This window comes from Deltaproteobacteria bacterium (assembly GCA_015233135.1).
Taxonomy (GTDB): domain Bacteria; phylum UBA10199; class UBA10199; order JADFYH01; family JADFYH01; genus JADFYH01.
Genome location: JADFYH010000011.1, coordinates 12,080 through 30,380, shown reverse-complemented (window position 1 = coordinate 30,380; position 18,301 = coordinate 12,080). Strand labels below are relative to the sequence as shown.

At 44.3% G+C, this 18,301-nt stretch carries 22 protein-coding genes; 11 read left to right on the top strand and 11 right to left on the bottom strand.

All coding sequences use genetic code 11. The features are described from left to right. The first annotated feature begins 8 nt into the window (after positions 1-8). Positions 9-263 (top strand): type II toxin-antitoxin system HicA family toxin, encoded by a 255-nt coding sequence (locus tag HQM15_05250; protein ID MBF0492167.1) that lies wholly within the window; start codon positions 9-11, stop codon positions 261-263. Continuing rightward, positions 260-589, top strand: a complete 330-nt coding sequence (locus HQM15_05245; GenBank protein MBF0492166.1) for a type II toxin-antitoxin system HicB family antitoxin — start codon at positions 260-262, stop codon at positions 587-589. Before HQM15_05250 ends, HQM15_05245 begins: the two co-directional genes overlap by 4 nt. Before the next feature lie 178 nt (positions 590-767). Here HQM15_05245 and elbB read toward each other — a convergent pair whose 3' ends face one another. After that, complete coding sequence (elbB, locus tag HQM15_05240) at positions 768-1,421, bottom strand: isoprenoid biosynthesis glyoxalase ElbB (protein ID MBF0492165.1); 654 nt, start codon at positions 1,419-1,421, stop codon at positions 768-770. A gap of 84 nt (positions 1,422-1,505) precedes the next feature. On the opposite strand from elbB, the gene HQM15_05235 reads away from it, so the two are divergent. Further along, positions 1,506-3,101, top strand: coding sequence for an NAD(P)-binding protein (locus tag HQM15_05235; protein ID MBF0492164.1), 1,596 nt, complete (start codon positions 1,506-1,508; stop codon positions 3,099-3,101). An 8-nt stretch (positions 3,102-3,109) separates the two neighbouring features. After that, positions 3,110-3,730, top strand: coding sequence for a hypothetical protein (locus tag HQM15_05230; GenBank protein ID MBF0492163.1), 621 nt, complete (start codon positions 3,110-3,112; stop codon positions 3,728-3,730). Here HQM15_05230 and HQM15_05225 read toward each other — a convergent pair. Together HQM15_05225 and HQM15_05220 are read right to left on the bottom strand one after the other, a co-directional pair. Then, a complete protein-coding gene (locus HQM15_05225; protein ID MBF0492162.1) occupies positions 3,727-4,878 on the bottom strand; it encodes an FtsX-like permease family protein in 1,152 nt (383 codons plus the stop codon). The genes HQM15_05230 and HQM15_05225 overlap by 4 nt on opposite strands. Before the next feature lie 16 nt (positions 4,879-4,894). Further along, positions 4,895-5,470 (bottom strand): hypothetical protein, encoded by a 576-nt coding sequence (locus tag HQM15_05220; GenBank protein MBF0492161.1) that lies wholly within the window; start codon positions 5,468-5,470, stop codon positions 4,895-4,897. Between the two features lie 507 nt (positions 5,471-5,977). On the opposite strand from HQM15_05220, the gene HQM15_05215 reads away from it, so the two are divergent. After that, the gene (locus HQM15_05215) at positions 5,978-6,676 is read left to right on the top strand and encodes a transposase (protein ID MBF0492160.1); all 699 of its coding nucleotides are present in this window, start codon (positions 5,978-5,980) and stop codon (positions 6,674-6,676) included. Between the two features lie 258 nt (positions 6,677-6,934). On the opposite strand, the gene HQM15_05210 is transcribed toward HQM15_05215, so the two are convergent. Next, positions 6,935-9,187, bottom strand: coding sequence for a nitrite/sulfite reductase (locus HQM15_05210; GenBank protein ID MBF0492159.1), 2,253 nt, complete (start codon positions 9,185-9,187; stop codon positions 6,935-6,937). Positions 9,188-9,463: 276 nt separating this feature from the next. On the opposite strand from HQM15_05210, the gene HQM15_05205 reads away from it, so the two are divergent. Continuing rightward, positions 9,464-9,691 (top strand): type II toxin-antitoxin system prevent-host-death family antitoxin, encoded by a 228-nt coding sequence (locus HQM15_05205; GenBank protein MBF0492158.1) that lies wholly within the window; start codon positions 9,464-9,466, stop codon positions 9,689-9,691. After that, positions 9,679-10,050, top strand: coding sequence for a type II toxin-antitoxin system VapC family toxin (locus HQM15_05200; protein MBF0492157.1), 372 nt, complete (start codon positions 9,679-9,681; stop codon positions 10,048-10,050). Before HQM15_05205 ends, HQM15_05200 begins: the two co-directional genes overlap by 13 nt. A 20-nt stretch (positions 10,051-10,070) precedes the next feature. Here HQM15_05200 and HQM15_05195 read toward each other — a convergent pair whose 3' ends face one another. Continuing rightward, a complete protein-coding gene (locus tag HQM15_05195; protein MBF0492156.1) occupies positions 10,071-10,478 on the bottom strand; it encodes an OsmC family protein in 408 nt (135 codons plus the stop codon). Positions 10,479-10,504: 26 nt separating this feature from the next. On the opposite strand from HQM15_05195, the gene HQM15_05190 reads away from it, so the two are divergent. Next, positions 10,505-11,020, top strand: coding sequence for an NUDIX hydrolase (locus HQM15_05190; protein ID MBF0492155.1), 516 nt, complete (start codon positions 10,505-10,507; stop codon positions 11,018-11,020). A 78-nt stretch (positions 11,021-11,098) separates the two neighbouring features. On the opposite strand, the gene HQM15_05185 is transcribed toward HQM15_05190, so the two are convergent. Next, positions 11,099-11,575, bottom strand: a complete 477-nt coding sequence (locus tag HQM15_05185; protein ID MBF0492154.1) for a nucleotidyltransferase — start codon at positions 11,573-11,575, stop codon at positions 11,099-11,101. Beyond that, positions 11,568-11,717, bottom strand: coding sequence for a hypothetical protein (locus HQM15_05180; GenBank protein MBF0492153.1), 150 nt, complete (start codon positions 11,715-11,717; stop codon positions 11,568-11,570). The genes HQM15_05185 and HQM15_05180 overlap by 8 nt, the downstream gene beginning before the upstream one ends. Before the next feature lie 41 nt (positions 11,718-11,758). On the opposite strand from HQM15_05180, the gene HQM15_05175 reads away from it, so the two are divergent. The 3 genes from HQM15_05175 to HQM15_05165 all read left to right on the top strand — a co-directional run bounded on the left by HQM15_05175 (position 11,759) and on the right by HQM15_05165 (position 14,278). Continuing rightward, positions 11,759-12,061, top strand: a complete 303-nt coding sequence (locus tag HQM15_05175) for a hypothetical protein (protein MBF0492152.1) — start codon at positions 11,759-11,761, stop codon at positions 12,059-12,061. A gap of 131 nt (positions 12,062-12,192) precedes the next feature. After that, the gene (locus HQM15_05170) at positions 12,193-12,726 is read left to right on the top strand and encodes a rhodanese-like domain-containing protein (protein MBF0492151.1); all 534 of its coding nucleotides are present in this window, start codon (positions 12,193-12,195) and stop codon (positions 12,724-12,726) included. Between the two features lie 22 nt (positions 12,727-12,748). Beyond that, a complete protein-coding gene (locus tag HQM15_05165) occupies positions 12,749-14,278 on the top strand; it encodes an FAD-dependent oxidoreductase (GenBank protein ID MBF0492150.1) in 1,530 nt (509 codons plus the stop codon). 91 nt (positions 14,279-14,369) lie between these two features. Here the strand turns inward: HQM15_05165 and lysA are convergent, their stop codons facing one another. The 4 genes from lysA to HQM15_05145 all read right to left on the bottom strand — a co-directional run bounded on the left by lysA (position 14,370) and on the right by HQM15_05145 (position 18,260). Further along, on the bottom strand, positions 14,370-15,626 hold the full coding sequence (gene lysA, locus HQM15_05160; protein MBF0492149.1) for a diaminopimelate decarboxylase: 1,257 nt from the start codon (positions 15,624-15,626) through the stop codon (positions 14,370-14,372). A gap of 132 nt (positions 15,627-15,758) precedes the next feature. After that, positions 15,759-17,132 carry an argininosuccinate lyase gene (gene argH / locus HQM15_05155; protein MBF0492148.1) on the bottom strand — a complete coding sequence of 458 codons (1,374 nt, stop codon included), beginning with the start codon at positions 17,130-17,132 and terminating at the stop codon, positions 15,759-15,761. A gap of 43 nt (positions 17,133-17,175) precedes the next feature. Beyond that, positions 17,176-17,826 carry a thioredoxin domain-containing protein gene (locus tag HQM15_05150; GenBank protein MBF0492147.1) on the bottom strand — a complete coding sequence of 217 codons (651 nt, stop codon included), beginning with the start codon at positions 17,824-17,826 and terminating at the stop codon, positions 17,176-17,178. Beyond that, entirely contained in the window at positions 17,823-18,260 is a 438-nt protein-coding gene (locus tag HQM15_05145) for a disulfide bond formation protein B (protein MBF0492146.1), read from the bottom strand. The genes HQM15_05150 and HQM15_05145 overlap by 4 nt, the downstream gene beginning before the upstream one ends. Positions 18,261-18,301: the final 41 nt, after the last annotated feature.

The following is an 18,301-nucleotide window of genomic DNA, read 5'->3' as shown; positions in this document are numbered from 1 at the left end:
TGTAAACTATGCAATCGAAGCATCGCAAAACTCTCGAAGCTATATTTGCAAACCCCGTTCGTTCCAACGTGGTTTGGAAAGATATCGAAGCCCTTTTAAAATCTTGCGGTGCAGAAATTTCTGAGGGAAATGGTTCTCGAGTTCGAATTGCCTTAAATGACATTCGTGCCGTTTTTCATCGACCTCACCCTAGGAAGGAAACGGACAAAGGTGTCTTAGTTTCTATGAGGCGATTTTTAACCACAGCAGGAGTTGCACCATGATGGAATATAAGGGTTATACGGGAAAAATTGAATTCGATGATGAAGCAGATATCTTTCATGGGGAAGTTTTAGGCATCCGTGATGTCGTTACCTTTCAAGGGAAGTCGGTTAATGAGTTAAAAAAAGCATTCCACCAGTCTATCAACGACTATCTTGAATTCTGCCAAGAAAGAGGCGAAGAACCTGACAAACCTTTTACAGGAAAATTTGTCATTCGTCTTACTCCTGAACAACATCGTAAAGTTTATCTCGCCTCAAAGATCAAAGGTCAAAGTTTGAACAGTTGGGTATCTGAAGTACTGCAAGAAGCTGCTTCTATACTTTAACCGGGCACAAGTTTTTCATTTTTAAAAGTTTGGTGGTGGTTGGTTTTTCTCAACTGTCAATAAATGGCAGTGCTGAAGAGGGTGATAGAGCAAAAAATACATCCCATTGATTTGATCATTTGTTTTAGATGATTTTTTATAAAAAAACGGAGGGAGATCACAATTCAAAGGAAACGTCTTAAGCCAAACGAATCACTGCTTTTACCAATTTTTCTATGCCTTCGTAGGCATCGGAAATTCTGTTGGCGAGCATGTAGGCAGGAGTTGTGACGATTTTGTTTTTTTCATCCACCACAAAATTTTTCACCTCGCATACTTGATGTGTGGCCCCCATTTTTTCCAAGGCCTTTGCCGTGCCACTATCCTTTCCAATGGTTAAAACAGGATGAGCTTCTGAACCTAAAATTGCAGCGAGTGTTGCAGGAGCAATGCAGATGGCGCCAATAGGTTTCTTGGCCAAAAACATTTCTTTGACCAAGCGAGCAACTTCAGGTTGAACTTTTGCTTCAGCACCCTTGGAAGCAAAATCACAAAGATTTTTTGCCGCTCCAAACCCCCCTGGTAAAATGAGCGCGTCCAGATCGGAAGCCCGCACTTGAACAATGTCTTTGATCTTTCCCCGTGCAATGCGGGCCGATTCGAGCAGGACATTTCTTTTTTGCCCAGTGTTCTCTCCGGTTAAATGATTCACTTCCTCCAACAAAATACCAGGGGCCATGCACACCGCTTCTGCATTGGCCTGATCAATGGCCAATAAAGTAAAAACCGCCTCGTGGATTTCACTTCCATCCTGATGTCCACAACCTGAAAGGATGACGCCAATTTTTTTCATAAATCCTCCTTTGAAATCAAGCGACGAGTAGCATGTTTTGATTGTCAGTCAAGTTTCCAGGGCGTAGTTCTAGAAATTACTTTTATGACTTCTATCAGCCGCAGACAATTTATATTCTACTCTCTTGTTGGTCTGGGAGCATTGGCTACGGGGAAGTTTTTTTTTGGAAAATCAAAAAAAGAAATTCCTCTTCAAATTTTAGGTCCTAATGCCCAAGCGGGGCATCGTTTGCGCTGGGGAGATTTTCCGGAGCCCTCGGAAATTCGGCAAGTCAAAACATTAATTGTGGGATCAGGCATTGCGGGACTCTCCGCAGCTTGGTGGTTGAAGCGAAATGCCTATGAAGATTTTACCTTGTTAGAACTGGAAGATTACGTGGGTGGAAATGCGCATTCGGGACAAAATCAAATTTCCGCCTATCCTTGGGGTGCGCATTATGTGCCTACGCCTGGTTCTGAGGCCATTTATGTTCGGGAACTTTTTGAAGAGCTGGGGCTCATCGAAACTTATGATCAAAACGGTGAGCCTCGTTATAGCCCTTACGTTCTATGCGCCGATCCTAACGAGAGGCTCTTTCTGCATGGCCAATGGCAAGAAGGTCTACTGCCTCAACTGGGAGCAAGCGCCCAAGACAAAAAAGAATACGAACGATTTTTTCGGTGGGTTGATGAGCTTCGGCTTGCGCGTGGAAAAGACGGAAAAAAACTCTTCGCTATCCCCATTGCCTATTCTTCTCAAGATCCAGAATGGATTGAGTTGGATCAAATCAGTTTCGCAGAATATCTGAAGCAGCAAGGTTATCAATCGACCCTCTTACTTTGGTATCTGGATTATGCCTGCCGAGATGACTATGGCTGCAAATTGGATCAAAGCTCTGCCTGGGCAGGCTTGCATTATTTTGCGGCACGCAGCAAAGAAGCTTCTGTACTCACTTGGCCAGAAGGAAATGCATGGATAGCAAAACGATTAAGTGAAAAATTTCCTGAAAAAATTCTCAAGGGACAGCTAGTATTTGAACTTGAAGAAAAGGAAAATCTTATTTGGGCAAAATCTTGGGACTCTAAAAATAATTGCAGTATTCTCTGGAAAGCAGATCAGATTATTTATGCAGGTCCCCAGTTTACCTTTTCAAAAGTTTTTTTGGCTTACCGAAATCACAAGCCTGAAGCGATAGAGAATTTTTCTTACGCCCCCTGGATGGTGGCAAACCTCAGTTTAAAAAAGATGCCAGAAGGCCGTGGAACACCACTTGCCTGGGACAATGTCTTCTATCAGAGCAAATCCCTGGGCTATGTGGTGGCGACACATCAAAGCCTGGACAGCCATCCTCACCAAACGGTACTGACTTTTTATTATCCTCTTTGTGAAAAGTCTGTAGAAGAAGAAAGACAGAATGCCTTTGCGCGAGGTCCTGAAGAATGGAAGAAATTAATTTTGGACGATTTTCTCAAAGTGCATCCGGAATTGGAAACTGAAATTGAAGACATCCAAGTGTGGGTTTGGGGACACGCGATGATAAGACCAAAACCGGGTTTTATTTGGGGGAAAGAAAGACAAAGTATTAAGGCTATCCATAATAAAATATTTTTTGCCCATTCCGACTTAAGTGGGATTTCCATTTTTGAAGAGGCCCAATATTGGGGAGTGGAAGCGGCAAAACAGGTTTTGAAGAAAGTATAAAATTGCTTATGACCCTGATCGAGAAACGACTTGAAATTGTAAATAATGAGACGATAAATTTTCGACAAAAAAATTGGAGTGAATTGCTGCGCCCTTGTGGGGTGAAGATTCTGAGCTCCTTTTCAAACCCACAAATCGATGCCTATTTATTGTCGGAATCCAGTCTCTTTGTCTTTGCCCATCACTTTATTTTAATTACCTGCGGCGGAGGAAATCCTTTAAGGCTTTTGGAACAAGCGCCTTTTCCGGGAAAGGGGATCCAGTATCATTATGAAGAACGGGGTCTGGAGGGGGTAAAAAATTTTACTTTAGAATCGAAAACCAGCTGGCTTGAAATTTTTTCGGTGGAAGATGCTCAGTGCAACGAAATTTTTTCAGGCGATCTGGCTGAACAAATTCGCAACATTGAAACTTTTCTAAATCTAAAAAACAAATGGCCGGGCTTTCAGTTTCAAAATCATTTATTTGAACCCCGAGGTTATTCGGTCAATGGTATCCAGGGGGAAAATTATTTGAGTATTCATTGGAGTTTTGAAGAAGGTCACAACCTGCTGAGTATTGAAAGTTCCGAATCTTTTCGTACCTCACCCCGACCCTTTCCTACCCTAGGAGAAGGGAATTTTAGCTAACGCAAGGCCTGCACAATCTTCATCTTTGCCGCCTGTCTCGCGGGAATATAAGACCCAATCAAACCCACCATAAACGACAGCCCAAAGCCTTGTATCATAAGTGTAAAAGGAATTTGAATGCGGAAAGAGGCCCGCATAAAGGCGATAGGCAGGTGTTGAAAAAAGAGGGAAAGCAAAAGGGCCGCGCAGCCCGCGAGCAGTGACAGACTCACCCCTTCGAACATAAATCCCAGCTGGATGGATTGCCTTCCGTAACCCATGGAGCGCAACGTGCCTATTTCAGTGCTGCGCGCGGCAACTGAAGCATAGAGCGCATTCATGCCGGTGAAGACAGCGGCGATAGAAAGCACTATGGCAATGAGATTTGCGATAAATTCCAAAATGCCGGCATTTTCGGAAAGTGAAGAAAAATACTCGCGTTCGGTTTTAATATCCAACCTCAAACGCTTGTCGTTCGACACGGCATCGATGAAGTCGTCGCGATTTTTGAGCGAGTTGAATTGAACTACCGCGATAGAATCATAACTCATATCAAAGTCTACCTTAAGATCATTGCGACTCATCCATAGCTCACTTTCGTAGGCAGAGCCGGAGGCAGAGAAAAAACCTACGATTTTGTGTTTTTGCCTTCCGATTTGAATTTGATCTCCAATTTTTACATTTCCAAGCTTGAGCCGTGCCAAATTTCCTACGAGCAGATCGTGGCTATTTTGAAGTGCGTTCCCTTCCAGCTGGAGGAGATTTTTGTATAAATCCAGGCTTGCAGGATCGATACCGCGCATGGGAATCCAACGCCTATTTTTGGAGTCATCCACCAACATGGGTTTCAAAGTATAAACTTCTTGAGAAAGCTTGGGGCTTCCATCCGTCCGTTTGGCAATTTGGGGGTAATATTTAAGGACGGGAAAAAAATCGTAGGGAATTTTGCTCACCTCGGCGGTTTGAGCCCCTCGTGTGAGTAGCACCAAAATATCTTCTCTTCCTGTGGATTGCAGGGAATGCTTGAGGCCTGCCGCCATGCCATTCATCACCAAAAAAACCAGCACTGTCACCATCACCGCAAACAGATTCAGCAAGGTAGACGCCTTGCGCGCAAAGAGATTGCGCAGATGATACTGATAGGGAAAGGAGTTGAAAATATTTTTCAATAGAGTTTGGAGTAAGTTAAATTTTTTGAATGAGATCTTGAAGCTGGACTTTATTTTTTGCTTTTACTTCTACGTTTAATCTTTCGCGCGAATCCTGAGCGGTTTCGAACGAATAATTTTTATCTCCAAAAAGAAGATCTAAAACAGCAGCCAAGTCTCGCTGCAAGATTTTCAGATTCTCTTTTGTATTTGGAGCCAGCAGCCGATCGTTCACGATGAACTGCAAATCATTCCCTAAAAATTCCAATTTGCCTTTTACGGCAGCGTCTTCTTGCAAACGCAAGGCATGAGTGAGTGCCGCCTTTAAAGTTTTGCGAAGGAGTGCTTCATTCGTTCCTTCATCCGCCACTTTGCGATTGTAGAGCAGGCCCAAGCGAGAGCCGATATTGTCCATGCTGATGTTGGCTTGATGGCCAATGAGCATCACGCCTGGCCCCGCGGGGACATGGGCATAATCCGCTACATCAATCAGCATTTCTTTGGTCACTTTATTTTGTATCCAGCGGTGAAAGATGGGGAGGTAAGTGCCCAAGGGAATTTGTTTGGAGTTTTCGTCTGTGAAAATTTTGATGTTGAGGTGTTGGAGACTCATATTACAATTTTACTCCCTTAAATAATTTAGATTTTTTTGCATCGCCCAAACTATTATAGATTTGAATTTTCCATTTTTGATCCCAGACTTCCTAGCAGCCTTTTTCCAGATAGAGAGCGGCTTATATATACGATTTGAGGCTCATTTATTTAAAGGTTCCAACGGACTTTTCACGTGACTCAAATTCCTGTTCATCACATGCGTATAAATCTGCGTGGTACGTACATCTTCATGCCCCATCAAATCTTCACCATACCCCGATGGCCACTTGAAAATCCTCCAGCGACAGAGTGAATTTTTGTTAATCGGTTTTGGTATTTTTAGCAAGTCTTGAAGCTGCTTCCTTCTTCATCGAAAACAGTGACGGAGGTCCGAAAACAGTAAGATATTTTTCTCATCCGTTTGAATTTCGAACTTTCTTTTCTAATCGCAAACTTCTAAAGCCGATAAAAACAAGCCTTTTATGAATTACTCTGTTTTGGAGCAAAGCTTGCATTCACTGGATGCATGCGAATTCCCCGTTCTCTTATTTTAGAAAATGGTTCTCTTTTTCATGTCACCTGGCAAAGCCATAATAAGTCGTGGCTTCTCAGACAGATGTGGGCCAAAAAGCTCTACTACTCTTTGCTGCTGCGCTTTAAAGAACAATATGACGTTGTTTTTTATTCTTACATGATGATGGATAACCACATCCATCTCTCCGGAAAGCTTACCGATCTCAAAAGTTTTTCAGCCTTCTTTCGTATTGTGAACTCAATGTTCGCCAAAGAAATCAATAAGCAGTTTACTCGCTGTGGCCAAGTGGTGAGAGATCGTTTCAAATCTCCTGCCTTACAAACGGAGCAAGATTTGGTGAAAGCAATGATTTACCATGACTTGAATGAGGTTCGAGCGGGCAAGGTGAAACATCCCAAAAAAAACAGCCTCAGCTCTTATGCGCATTATGCCTATGGAAGAGAAGATTCTTTAATTAGTGATCCTGAAGTTTACCAACAGATGGGGAGTTCTCCCCAAGAAAGACAAATTGTCTATCAAGGGATGGTAGAAGAAATCTTAAGTGCTGCTCCGAGGAAGAAAGAAGGAAGCTATCGCAACGCTTTGTATATAGGTGATCCTGAGTGGGTGGCAAAGCAGTACGAAAAAATAAGAGAGTTTAGAATTTCACTCGCCAAGATTAGGAAATTGAATTCCAGAATATCCCCTTGAGGAAAAACAGAGATATTTCCAACCGAAAAACATCACCATCGAAAACTGCAGGTAGGGTTGTGTGTGAGGAGCCTCCTTCAGTACCGCACAGCGCCTACTTAGAAAAATATTGAAGGTACTTCCTAAAAAAATTGTTCTTCGGAAAGAATTCACTCATTCAGAATGACTTATTCCAGAGAATAAAATCCTTTTTTTATTTTTTTGTTCCAGGGCCTCCGTCACCGATTCCGCTCTCACCGATTCCGCTGATTTTCCGATTTATTCTTTCTTCAAAGTCATCTTTACATAACAACTATGCGCGGCTTCTACAAATAAGGAGGCTTCTTCAATCAGATGATGGGCATTTTCGCTCGTATAAACGCTGCCCTGTTTTTTGTGGGCCATAAAGAAGTACTGCGCAAATTTTGTACCGGCATAAGGGTCGTGAAAAAGTTGAGTGTCCACGAGACGTGTTTTGAATTCGGCCACCAGGGCATCGCCCTCGGGGACATCCCAGATGTAATGCCGCACCAAACCTTTGGCTGCTTGAACCATAGCCGCATAGGCTTTTTCAGCGGCCTCCTGAACTTTTTCCTGCTCGAGTAAAACCTGGGCCTCGAACACCTGCCGTTCGGCTGCAGTGAGATCGAATTCAACCGTCGAGACTACTTCTCCCGCACATTCACCCACGCCAATATCTCCGGTGCTGTATTCGCGAGGATCGCCCCAGTCTTGATAATAAGAAGGGTCTGTATCGTGCGAAGGAACGGGGACCAAATCTTCCAGCCATTTTTTAACTTCCACTTTTCCTACACGCGTGATGAAACTTTTAAAATTCTCATTCTTCTGCCGATCACTCAAATAGCGCCCCGTCAAACGGGTAACGACCTCCGGAATTCTCCTGGAAGGAACAGGGCCCATGGGAAGCCCGTAGGATCCCCCATTGTTCTCCCACTGACCTCCCAGCACCACTTGGAAGTGCGGCACCATATAATTTCCAATTTTCCGGCTAACACCATAAAAACCCAAATCGGAAATGTGATGTTGACCGCAAGAATTAAAACAGCCACTCACTTTGATATGCAGATTCTGCACCGCTTCATCCATAAGATGAGCCTGCTCGGCCAGACGATTTCGGAGTTCTGCCGCGAGTCCGCGTGAAGAAGAAATTCCTAATTTGCAGGTGTCTGTTCCTGGACAAGAAACGATGTCTAAAATAGTTCCGGCACCCTTTTCAGCGAGGTGGATCGCCTTTAATTCTTGATGCACTTGAGGAAGGTCGGCCTCGCTTATCCAACGCAAGACGAAATTTTGTTCCACAGTGGTACGCACACTTTCATGCGTATATTTGCGGACGATATCCGCCAGGCCGCGAAGTTGAGGGCCTGTCAGATCTCCCAAAGGCAGGCTGATGCTTACTGCTTTGTAGCCTTTTTGTTTTTGAGCATGGACGTTGGTTTTAAACCAGGATTTAAAATCAGCGGACTGAGGATTGAGATCTAGCGCAGAGGCGGCTTTGAGAGGACTTTCAAATTCCTGGCGAGTGCTGGGGATGAAGCTGGTCCAGCGCTCATCTGTCTTGAGGATTGCACGTTCTTTCAACACTTCTTCTCTGAATTTATCGATGCCCCAATCTTTGATGAGAAATTTTATTCGGGCTCGGCCTCGATCTTTCTTTTCCCCATAACGTCCAAAGATGCGGCAGACGGCCTGAGCCATCGGGAGCATTTCCTCTTCGGGTAAAAAGGCCTCAAATAATTTTGCACTTTGAGGGACCGAACCTAAACCACCGCCGATAAAAAATTGAAATCCGCGTTGTGTTTTGCCATCCACTATTTTGGTTTGGGCGATGTAACCCATGTCGTGGATGTTGACGAGTCCACAGGCCTTTTCGACACAGCCTGAAAAAGCAACTTTCATCTTACGGCCAAAATCCTGGGCATCGGGATGGCCCAGTAAAAAGAAGGTGAGGGCATGGGCGTAAGGCGTGACGTCGAAAGGGGCATCAGCGCATACCCCGGCCAGGGGACAGGCCGTGACGTTTCGCACCGAGTTTCCACAGGCCTCACGCGTGGTGATGCCCACCGCGGCCAGGCGACGCATAATGGCGGCGGTATCTTCGATGTGTACAAAATGGAGCTGGAAATCTTGTCGGGTGGTAATGTGGGCAATGCCGTCCGAATATTCTTCGGCGAGATCTGCCACCACTTCCAGTTGTTCGGCGTTCAAGCCCCCGTAAGGCACTTTGATGCGCAGCATGCCCGGCGCATCCCAATAAGTATGAGGCCCTTTGGTGAGTTCGCCGGCGGGGAATTCCAGTTTTTGAGTTTGCAGACCGTCATGACGTTGACCATTGTCGTAGCGCTGACCATAGGCGCCGCGTCGCAGCCGGGTTTCTGCAAAAATTCGATCTTCCATTTTGCCTTGTTTTTTGAGCGCAATTTCAGACTCGAATTGATCCAGCTCCGCCAGCCAAGCCGGATTGGTTTGAGCAGCGAGCTTTTCCCGCCAGAGGTTATTAGAGGCTTTCATATAAAATCCTTAAAACCTATCCCAAAATCTATTGCGCAACCCAATGGCGGCGTTGCGGTTTCCAAAAAATCCTCATTTGCAGTAGCAAACTCCGGTTTTTTGGACCCTCCGCGCCTTGCCCTTGGCTTGCTCATGACGATTTTGGGATAGGTTTTTATTTAAATGTATTAGAATTCTTATTTCAAAGCTTTTTTGAAGATGCAAGAGGCAGTTTTTATTGAAATAGATGTTGAAACAAAATGTACGATCATTTAACGTGAAAAGAGGAGGTGCTTTATGACACAAGTAGGAAAAAGAGAATTTTTGCAACATGCCAGTAAATATTTGAATAAAGCCAAGGATGGAGAGGAAATTGTCATTACTCATCGCAATAAACCTGAATTGAAATTGGTTCCGGTTCGAAAAAAAAGTATTTTAAATTTGAGGGGTAAAATGGACATTAAAGTTTTAAAAGGAGACATTAATGATCCTGTTTTTCCTCCTTTTGACCAATGGTGCTCTTAGATACTTGCGCTCTGATAGAGCTCTATCAATTTAAATCTTCACTCGCCCTTCGAACCGAAGATGAAATTGCCAAAGGCGCTTTCATCCTTTCTGTTTCTTTTGCTGAAATTGCTTTAAAGGAAAAACGCGGGCTTTTGAAACATCCAAAATCTCTTGATGTATTTCAGGACTGTATGGAATCGGAAGAAGCAAAGATTATCAATATCAGCGTGCAAGAATGGTTTGATGCAATTCATTTGGATTGGAAACACAAAGACCCCGTCGACAGACTCATCGTAGCCTATGCCAAAAGACAGGATGTCCCCATTGTCACCTCAGACAAACTCATCAAAAAATATTATAAGAATGTGCTCTGGTAATTAAGAACCAATCCCAAAAATCAAGCCCAATCAAACTGTATTTCTTGTATTACATCCGGATGTAAGGATTCATGCACGGGACAAGTGCGGGCGGCGCGTTCCAGAATTTTCCTTTCTTTTTCATCAATACCGGCAGGCATTTTAAGATGCACTTCGATTTTTCCAATCCGTCGCACTGGTTCTTGGATCATGTGCTTTTTGACGCTAATCGTTGTCCCTTTTAAATCAATTTGATGCCGTGCTGCCACTATGCCCATAATCGTCACCATGCAAGATCCTAAAGCTGTGCAAACCAGATCGGTAGGTGAAAAGCTCTCGCCCCTCCCCTGATTGTCCAACGGGGCATCGGTGACCAGCTCTTTTCCGGATGGCCCATGGATGGCGCGAACACGAAGTTCGCCTTCGTAAATTAAATTTATTTGAACCATAAAAAATTCTCCTTTAAGGTCTTTGTATGAAAATAATTCACCAAGGTAAATATCTTAATTTTATTCAGGAGGGCAGATGGGAATACGTGAAACGAAATAATTGCAGTGGCATTGTTTCCATTTTTACCATGACCCCTGAAAAAATTTTGGTTTTCACCGAGCAATATCGTGTCCCTCTCAAAAAATGGGTAATTGAATTTCCAGCGGGCTTGGTGGGAGATATCCCGGAGGCCTCCCAGGAAAACCTGGAACAGGCAGCCTTGCGGGAAATGGAAGAGGAGATTGGCTACACGGCAGAAAAATTGATTTATCTTTTTGAAGGGCCTCCTTCCGCGGGTTTGAGTGGAGAGACGATTCATTTTTATAAGGCTGAAAATATGAAAAAAATTGGTACAGGAGGAGGAGACGAGAGTGAACAGATTGTGGTGCATGAGATTCCGCTTGATAACATTGATGTCTTTCTTGGAAAAAAAATGAAAGAGGGAGTTTGGATTGACCCGAAATTTTATGCAGGCCTGTATTTTATGAACCAAATGAAATAAGCGATTATGATTTTTACAAATGCAGATTAATTCAAAAAGTAGGGGCTTTGGACCGAAGTTCCAGAGCAAATAAAGATGCTACGAAAGAAAATTCCTCAAATACTCCAATTTCCGTTTAATATATTTTTCGTCTAATTTTTTTTCAAATAATTCTCTTAGTTCTTCGATGTCACGTCGATCAACGCTACGGTCGGCAAGGGTTTTAAGCACAATTAAATCTTCAGGTGTTGCAATTTTAACGTAATTTTTCCCTAATTTTTTTCGCTTCGCCCTTTTAACAACTTGATCTCCCAAATAATGATCTGCATAAAGAATATCCAATTGGACGCCTTTTATTTTGATTTTCAACTGATGTTCACCTGCACTTCGAACTGAAATTTTTTCCTTTTCAAATACTTTTCGAACTTCTTCTAAATCTTCAACAAGCACATAGAAATCAATATCCACCGTGTTGGCTCGCCCTCCGTAAAGCATCATGGCCAAGCCACCGATCAGACAATAATCAATTTTATTTTTCTCAAATAAAGAAATCGCCTGAAAAAGTATTTCAACCATATTTTCTCCTTAAAACATCAGAGAGTTTTTCAACTTTTGTTCGTACTTTTCCTCGAAGACTCAAAATTTGATAAACGGCAAGAGGATTTATCTTGAGACGGATTTCTTTTTTTGTTTCTGCGGATTGCCTTTTTTTTTTCATTTTTTTCTCCTTGTTACAGTCTACTCCACTATGCCTTGTTTGTGAAAAATAAAAAAGTATTTGAAATGTGGGCAAGCCGTTTCAGTTCTTTGGGACTCCCCGATGCAGATGTTGAATTGCTGAAAGATTTTTATAAAAAGCTGTTAGATCAGGGGATAGCACCTTTTTTAAAATCGAATGCGCTTTATCAGGAAATGCTTAAAGATAGGATGATTATTAAAACGGTATTCGATCAAAGAGATGGAGTTTCGAAGGACGTGATGTTGGTGAAACAGTTGAGTCATGAAGATTTTTCTCCCAGTCTGTTTGAAATTCCAAAAGGGTTTAAGCAGGCGAAGAATTAAAAAATTATTTACAAAGAATCAGTAAAAAAACTCCTCCAGATTCTTCTCATTTCCAGGTTTGTATCTTTTTAACATTTCTAGATCTCCTAGCTCCCTTGACATTTTTCCCCTCTATAACCATGTGAGAGTTCATGGAAACAATATCCAAAACAATCCGAGCTCAAGATTTCCTTCAGTTAAAACAAAAAGATTCTTGTACGATTCTCGATGTTCGAAACCCCGATGAGTTTTCGGCCTGTCACCTCCCCGGAGCTATCAATCTACCTCTGGATAGTATTGAGAAAGGGTTACTCAGTATTATCCCTCGAGACAAAACGTTGTATTTGATCTGCCAGAGTGGAGTTCGAAGCGAGAGGGCCCGCAAAATTTTGGAGGGTCAGGGCTTCTCAAATACCCTCTGTATTGAAGGGGGGATTTCTGAATGTTCCAAAGTTCCTGGGGCCGTTGTTAAAATATCTTCCCGTCTTCCCCTCATGAGGCAAGTTCAAATCGCAGCGGGTTCACTCGTGGTCTTGGGGATTCTCCTTTCCAAAATTGTTCATCCTGCCTTTCTATTCCTGAGCCTTTTTGTGGGGACAGGTCTTGTGTTTGCGGGAGTCTCTGGTTTTTGTGGCATGGCTATTCTTTTGGAAAAAATGCCCTGGAACCGTATTGAGACGGATTAAAAATCAATCGATAGGAGTTTTTATGCCACTCAAAATTGTGGTGGTAGGGGGTGTGGCCGGGGGTGCTTCTGCGGCGGCTAAGGCTCGTCGTGAAAATGAGCAAGCCGAAATTACGGTATTTGAGAGAGGACCTTATGTCTCTTTTGCCAACTGTGGCCTGCCTTACTACATTGGCGGGGATATCAAAAATCGGGACGATCTGCTGCTCATGAATCCCCAAAAATTTTGGGACAAATATCGTATCCGAGTGAACATCCATCATGAGGTGTTGGCCATATTGAGAAACGAAAAAAAATTGCGAGTGCGCAGGCCTGAGGGAGACGAAATTGAAGTGCCTTATGACAAACTCATTCTCAGCCAAGGTGCTTCGCCTATAGTTCCGCCCTTTAAAGGGGTGCAGCAAGCGCATGTTTTTACCCTGCGTGATATTCCGGACATGGACAGAATTGTTCAGTTCTTACAGCAGAAAAAAATTAAAAAAGCGGTGGTCGTGGGGGGTGGATTTATTGGCTTGGAAATGGCGGAAGCCCTGATTCATCGCGGGCTTGACCTGTGTGTGGTCGAAAAAGCCCATCACGTTTTACCTTTGCTGGATGACGACATGGCCGCAGAACTTACGCGCGAATTGCAGAAAAAAATGGAAATTATTGCAGGGACCGGTCTTGTAGAAATTGCAGCGGATTATGTGGTGCTGGAAGATGGTAGAAAAATTGAGGCACAGATGGTGTTGCTCAGCGTGGGCGTGAGGCCTGAAGTGACCTTGGCCAAAGAAGCGGGGCTCGAAATTGGAATCACCGGTGGAGTAAAGGCCAATGACCTGATGCAATCGTCCGACCCGGATATTTTTACGGTGGGGGATGCCGCTGAAACTCGACACCACATTACGGGAGGGCGCGTCCGTATTGCCTTGGCTGGCCCTGCCAATCGTCAAGGCCGCATTGCCGGAGCCAATGCCGCCGGAAAAAATCTCACCTATCTTGGAGCGCTGGGAACTTCCATCGTGCGTATTCTCAATAAAACCGTGGGCTATGTGGGGCTCAACAGCAGACAGGCCAAGGAGGCCGGATTTTCTTTTTTTTATTCCATTACGCGGGATCCCTCGCACGCCTCCTACTATCCAGGCGCACAAATGCTGGTGACGAAACTCTTGGTGGAAGAAGGTCGCGGAAGAATTTTGGGTGCCCAAGTGATGGGAGCGGAAGGAGTCGATAAACGCGTGGATGTGCTGGCCACCGCTATTTTTGGAGGCATGACCATTTCCGATCTGGAATCCATCGATCTTGCTTATGCCCCGCCTTTTGGTTCGGCGCAGGATCCCATCAACATGGCGGCCTTCGTGGCCTCCAACGAGTTGCGCGGTGATGTTCACTCTATCGACGCGGCCGAGCTTAAGAATAAGAAATTATTTTTGATAGATGTGCGCGATCCGGAGGAACTTGAAAAGTTCGAACAAATTCCAGGTGCAAAAAATATTCCTCTCAAAGAAATTCGAGATCGACTGAGTGAAATTCCAAAAGATCAAACGGTCGTGCTGTATTGTCAAAAAGGCTAACGCGGCTATCTAGCCTGGAAGATTCTAAGTCAAAAGGGCTATCCGGCTTATAATCTCAAAGGAGGGTATTTGGAATATTTAAACTCAAATCCTATTTCAAAAACTTAGGAATCTTTTCGTTTTTGATCAAGTCTTCGTAACTTTCTCTCTCACGAATCACTTCAAATTGATTCCCCTTTACTAACACCTCCGCTGCACGGCGGCGGGTGTTGTAGTTGGAAGACATGGCAAAACCATAGGCGCCGGCGGAAAACAGGGCGAGTAATTCACCACATTCGGTTTTTTCAATTTGCCTGTCCTGGGCAAAAAAATCGCCGGATTCGCAGATGGGGCCCACTATGTCGGTCTTGATTTTTTTGCGGCCTTTTTGTTCCACCGGTTCAATGGCATGATAGCTCCCATAGAAAGCGGGACGAATGAGGTCGTTCATCGCGGCATCCACAATCACAAATTCTTTGGCCTCGCCTTTTTTACTGTAAAGCATTTGAGTGACTAAAATGCCTGCATTTCCCATGAGCACGCGACCGGGTTCAAAAATGAGGGTGAGATTCAATTCTTTGAGTTCTTGGATTAAGGCCTTCGCATAATCGGCCGGTGAAGGAGGAGTTTCTTTATCATAATTAATCCCCAAACCGCCTCCAATATCCAGGTAGCGCAAGGCAATGCCGGCCTGTTTCAATTTTGCGATCAGGTCTTTTAATTTTTTGAGGGCATCCACAAAAGGTCGAATCTGGGTGAGTTGGCTGCCGATATGACAATCGAGACCCACGATTTCAATGTGGGAGAGCCTTTGCGCTTTTTTATAAATTTCTACTGCACGTTTGACTTCAATGCCAAATTTGCTTTTCTTCATCCCTGTCGAAATATAAGGGTGTGTTTTGGGATCGATATTGGGATTCACACGAAGACAAATCGGTGCTTTTTTGCCCGCTCGTTTTGCAAGCTCTTGCAGTACTTCCAGTTCGGCTTCCGATTCGACATTGAAGAATAAAATCCCAGCATCCAGGGCTGCATCCATTTCTGCAGCGGTTTTTCCAACGCCCGAATAGACAATCTTTTGAGGAGAAATTCCTGCCTGCAGCGCACGGTACAATTCGCCTCCGCTCACAATATCTACCCCGCCCCCAAAGCCAGCGATGGATTTTAAAATGGCGAGGTTCGAATTGCATTTCATCGAAAAACAAATTTGATGAGGGAGGTCTGCAAAGGCTGCGTCAAAAATCTTGTAATGACGTTCCAGCGTAGAATAACTGTAGATGTATAAAGGGGTGCCTACTTGTTTGGCGATGGCCTTTACCGCTACTTTTTCGGCGTAGAGTTGTTTGTTTTTGTATTGGAAATAATGCATCTGCTTCTCCCCTCTCCCTTTGAGGGGAGAGGGTCAGGGTGAGGGTGATCTTTGATTCAATTGGATTCCAAATTATCACCCTCTCTCTAACTCTCTCCCCTCAAGGGAGAGAGGACTATCGGGAAGTATAAGTTATAATCTTTTTTTTATTTGAGAAATCTGCTTCTTCACTTCACTCTTTGCCGTTCCCCCAAAACTTTTTCGACGGTTCACGGCATTTTCAATATTGAGCCAAGAAAAAACATCTTGTTCAATAGCCTTGGACATTTTTTGCAGTTCTTCCAGGCTCAAATCTTCCAAAGTTTTATTTTTAGTCTGACAATATAGCACGGCCTGTCCGACAATGTGATGCGCATCACGAAAGGGAATTCCTTTGGTCACCAGATAATCGGCCAAGTCCGTCGCCAATACAAAGCCTTCCTGGGTGGCTTTCTTCATGACTTCTGCGCGAAACTTCGTTTTCTGCAACATCAAGGTCATGATTCTCAGGCAAGTCTGAGTGGTTTCCACGCTGTCAAACAGGCCTTCTTTGTCTTCCTGCATGTCTTTGTTGTAAGCCAGTGGCAGGCCTTTCATTACGGTCAGCAGACCCATTAAATTTCCAAAGACGCGGCCGGTTTTTCCGCGAATGAGTTCGGGGATATCCGGATTTTTCTTTTGGGGCATCATCGACGAGCCGGTGCAAAAGTTATCGGGGAGGGCCACAAAGAAAAATTCAAAACTGCTCCATAAGATCAGTTCTTCGGAGAGGCGCGAGAGATGCGTCAAAATCAGAGCACAGGCGCTGAGGAGCTCAATCATAAAGTCTCGATCGCTGACGCTATCCAAGGAATTGTTCGAGACTCGAGAAAAGCCCAATTCCTTTGCGACAAAATGTCTATCGATGGGAAAGGTAGTCCCCGCCAGGGCCCCAGCGCCCAAAGGCAAGATCTCAATGCGTTTTAAGGCATCACAAATTCTTTCACTGTCTCGTGCTGCCATTTCTACATAGGCCAGCAAATGATGGGCGAGTAAGATCGGCTGAGCCCTTTGAAGATGGGTGTAGCCGGGGAGAATGACTTCGATATTTTCTTCGGCCAGTTGAACGAGCACTCGTTGAAAGTTGTTCAGTTCCTTTAAAATAATTTTGGCCTGGCTACGGCAGTAAAGACGGGCATCCAGTGCCACTTGATCGTTTCGCGACCGAGCGGTGTGCAATTTTCCTCCGACCGGGCCAATGCGATCAATCAGTTCCGCTTCGATGTTGAGGTGCACATCTTCCTGATCGGTCTTCCATTCGAATCTTCCTTGAGCAATATCTTGAGCGATGGACTTCAAACCCTTTTGAATACTTGAAGAATCTTTTTGAGAAATGATTTTTTGACGCGCCAACATTTTGACATGGGCTAAGGAGCCTTCAATGTCATAAGGCCAGAGTTTATAGTCAAAACTTATGGATGCGTTGAATTCATCCACTTCTTTTGCAGTTTTTTCGGCAAAGCGCCCACCCCAGAGTTTTGTAGCCATAGTGAAGGGCGGATATCAGGCACAAGTATGGAAAAGCAACCAATTAATAATTGGCTTCAATCTCCGATTCAACTAATTCTCTTAATTGTTCGAAACCAAAGCTGGGCAAAGCTTTCCCGTTCACAAAAAATTCGGGCGTCATCGTGACACCAAGGACTTTGGCATCGGCCAGATCTTGTTCGATATGTTGAGCAATTTCAGGATCGTTCATATCTTTTTTGATCTGAGCACTATTTAGCCCTAGCTCTGGAAGATATTGCCAGATTAATTGAGGTTGAGGGTTATGATGGCTTGCCCACTCGGGCTGATTTTTATACAGGAGTTCCAAAGTCTCCCAATACTTTCCCTGCTTCCTCGCTGCCTCCAATATCTTGACCACAGTATCGGAGCCCGGATGGAAAGGGGCATGTCGGACCACGAGTTTTATTTGACCTGGGTGTGCCTCCATCAAGCTCTTAACCAGAGGATAGAATTGGGCACAGGTTTCACAGGCAGGGTCGGAGAACTCTACGAGATAGACCTTTGCACCTTCACTGCCTAGTTTTAAGGAGTAGTCTCGGACAAAGGTAGCCGCGTTTTCTCTGGCCATAAAACTCAGCTTCGAAGCTTGCTGACTTTTATAGAAATAAGCCCCCAGTACAAAAGCAAGGACGAGACACGTCGCTGCCACTAAAAATAGTTTTCGTTTTTTCATACGGAAAGTCTCCTTTTTAATAGAAATAGCAGTAGGACCAGGGTTGAAAACGACAGGATTGAAAGCATCGGAATTGTAAAGACGCCGAATAAGTTGATGTAGCGTTCTGCACAGGATACGCCTTGACGGCAGGGGCTTATGCTTTCGGGGATAACTCCGTAATAAAGGAGGTTGTGATAAAATGCGATAGCCCATCCGCTTAAAGCCAAGGGAAGGGCAAACTTGATCACACTCTTATCCAGGGGAAAGAGCCCTCTGGCTAAAAGGATCACCAGGGGAAACAGGCAAATTCTTTGATACCAACACAAAACGCAAGGAGGAAACCTCATTATTTCGCTAAAGAACAAACTCCCCAGCGTGGAGAGGGTGGCGATCAGCCAGGCTGTAAAAAGAAGGTTCCAATCTGAATTGCTTGTTTTATCTGTGGGAGTCATATTTGTCTTCTCCAACCTTTGAAAAGCTTTGCTTGACAGCT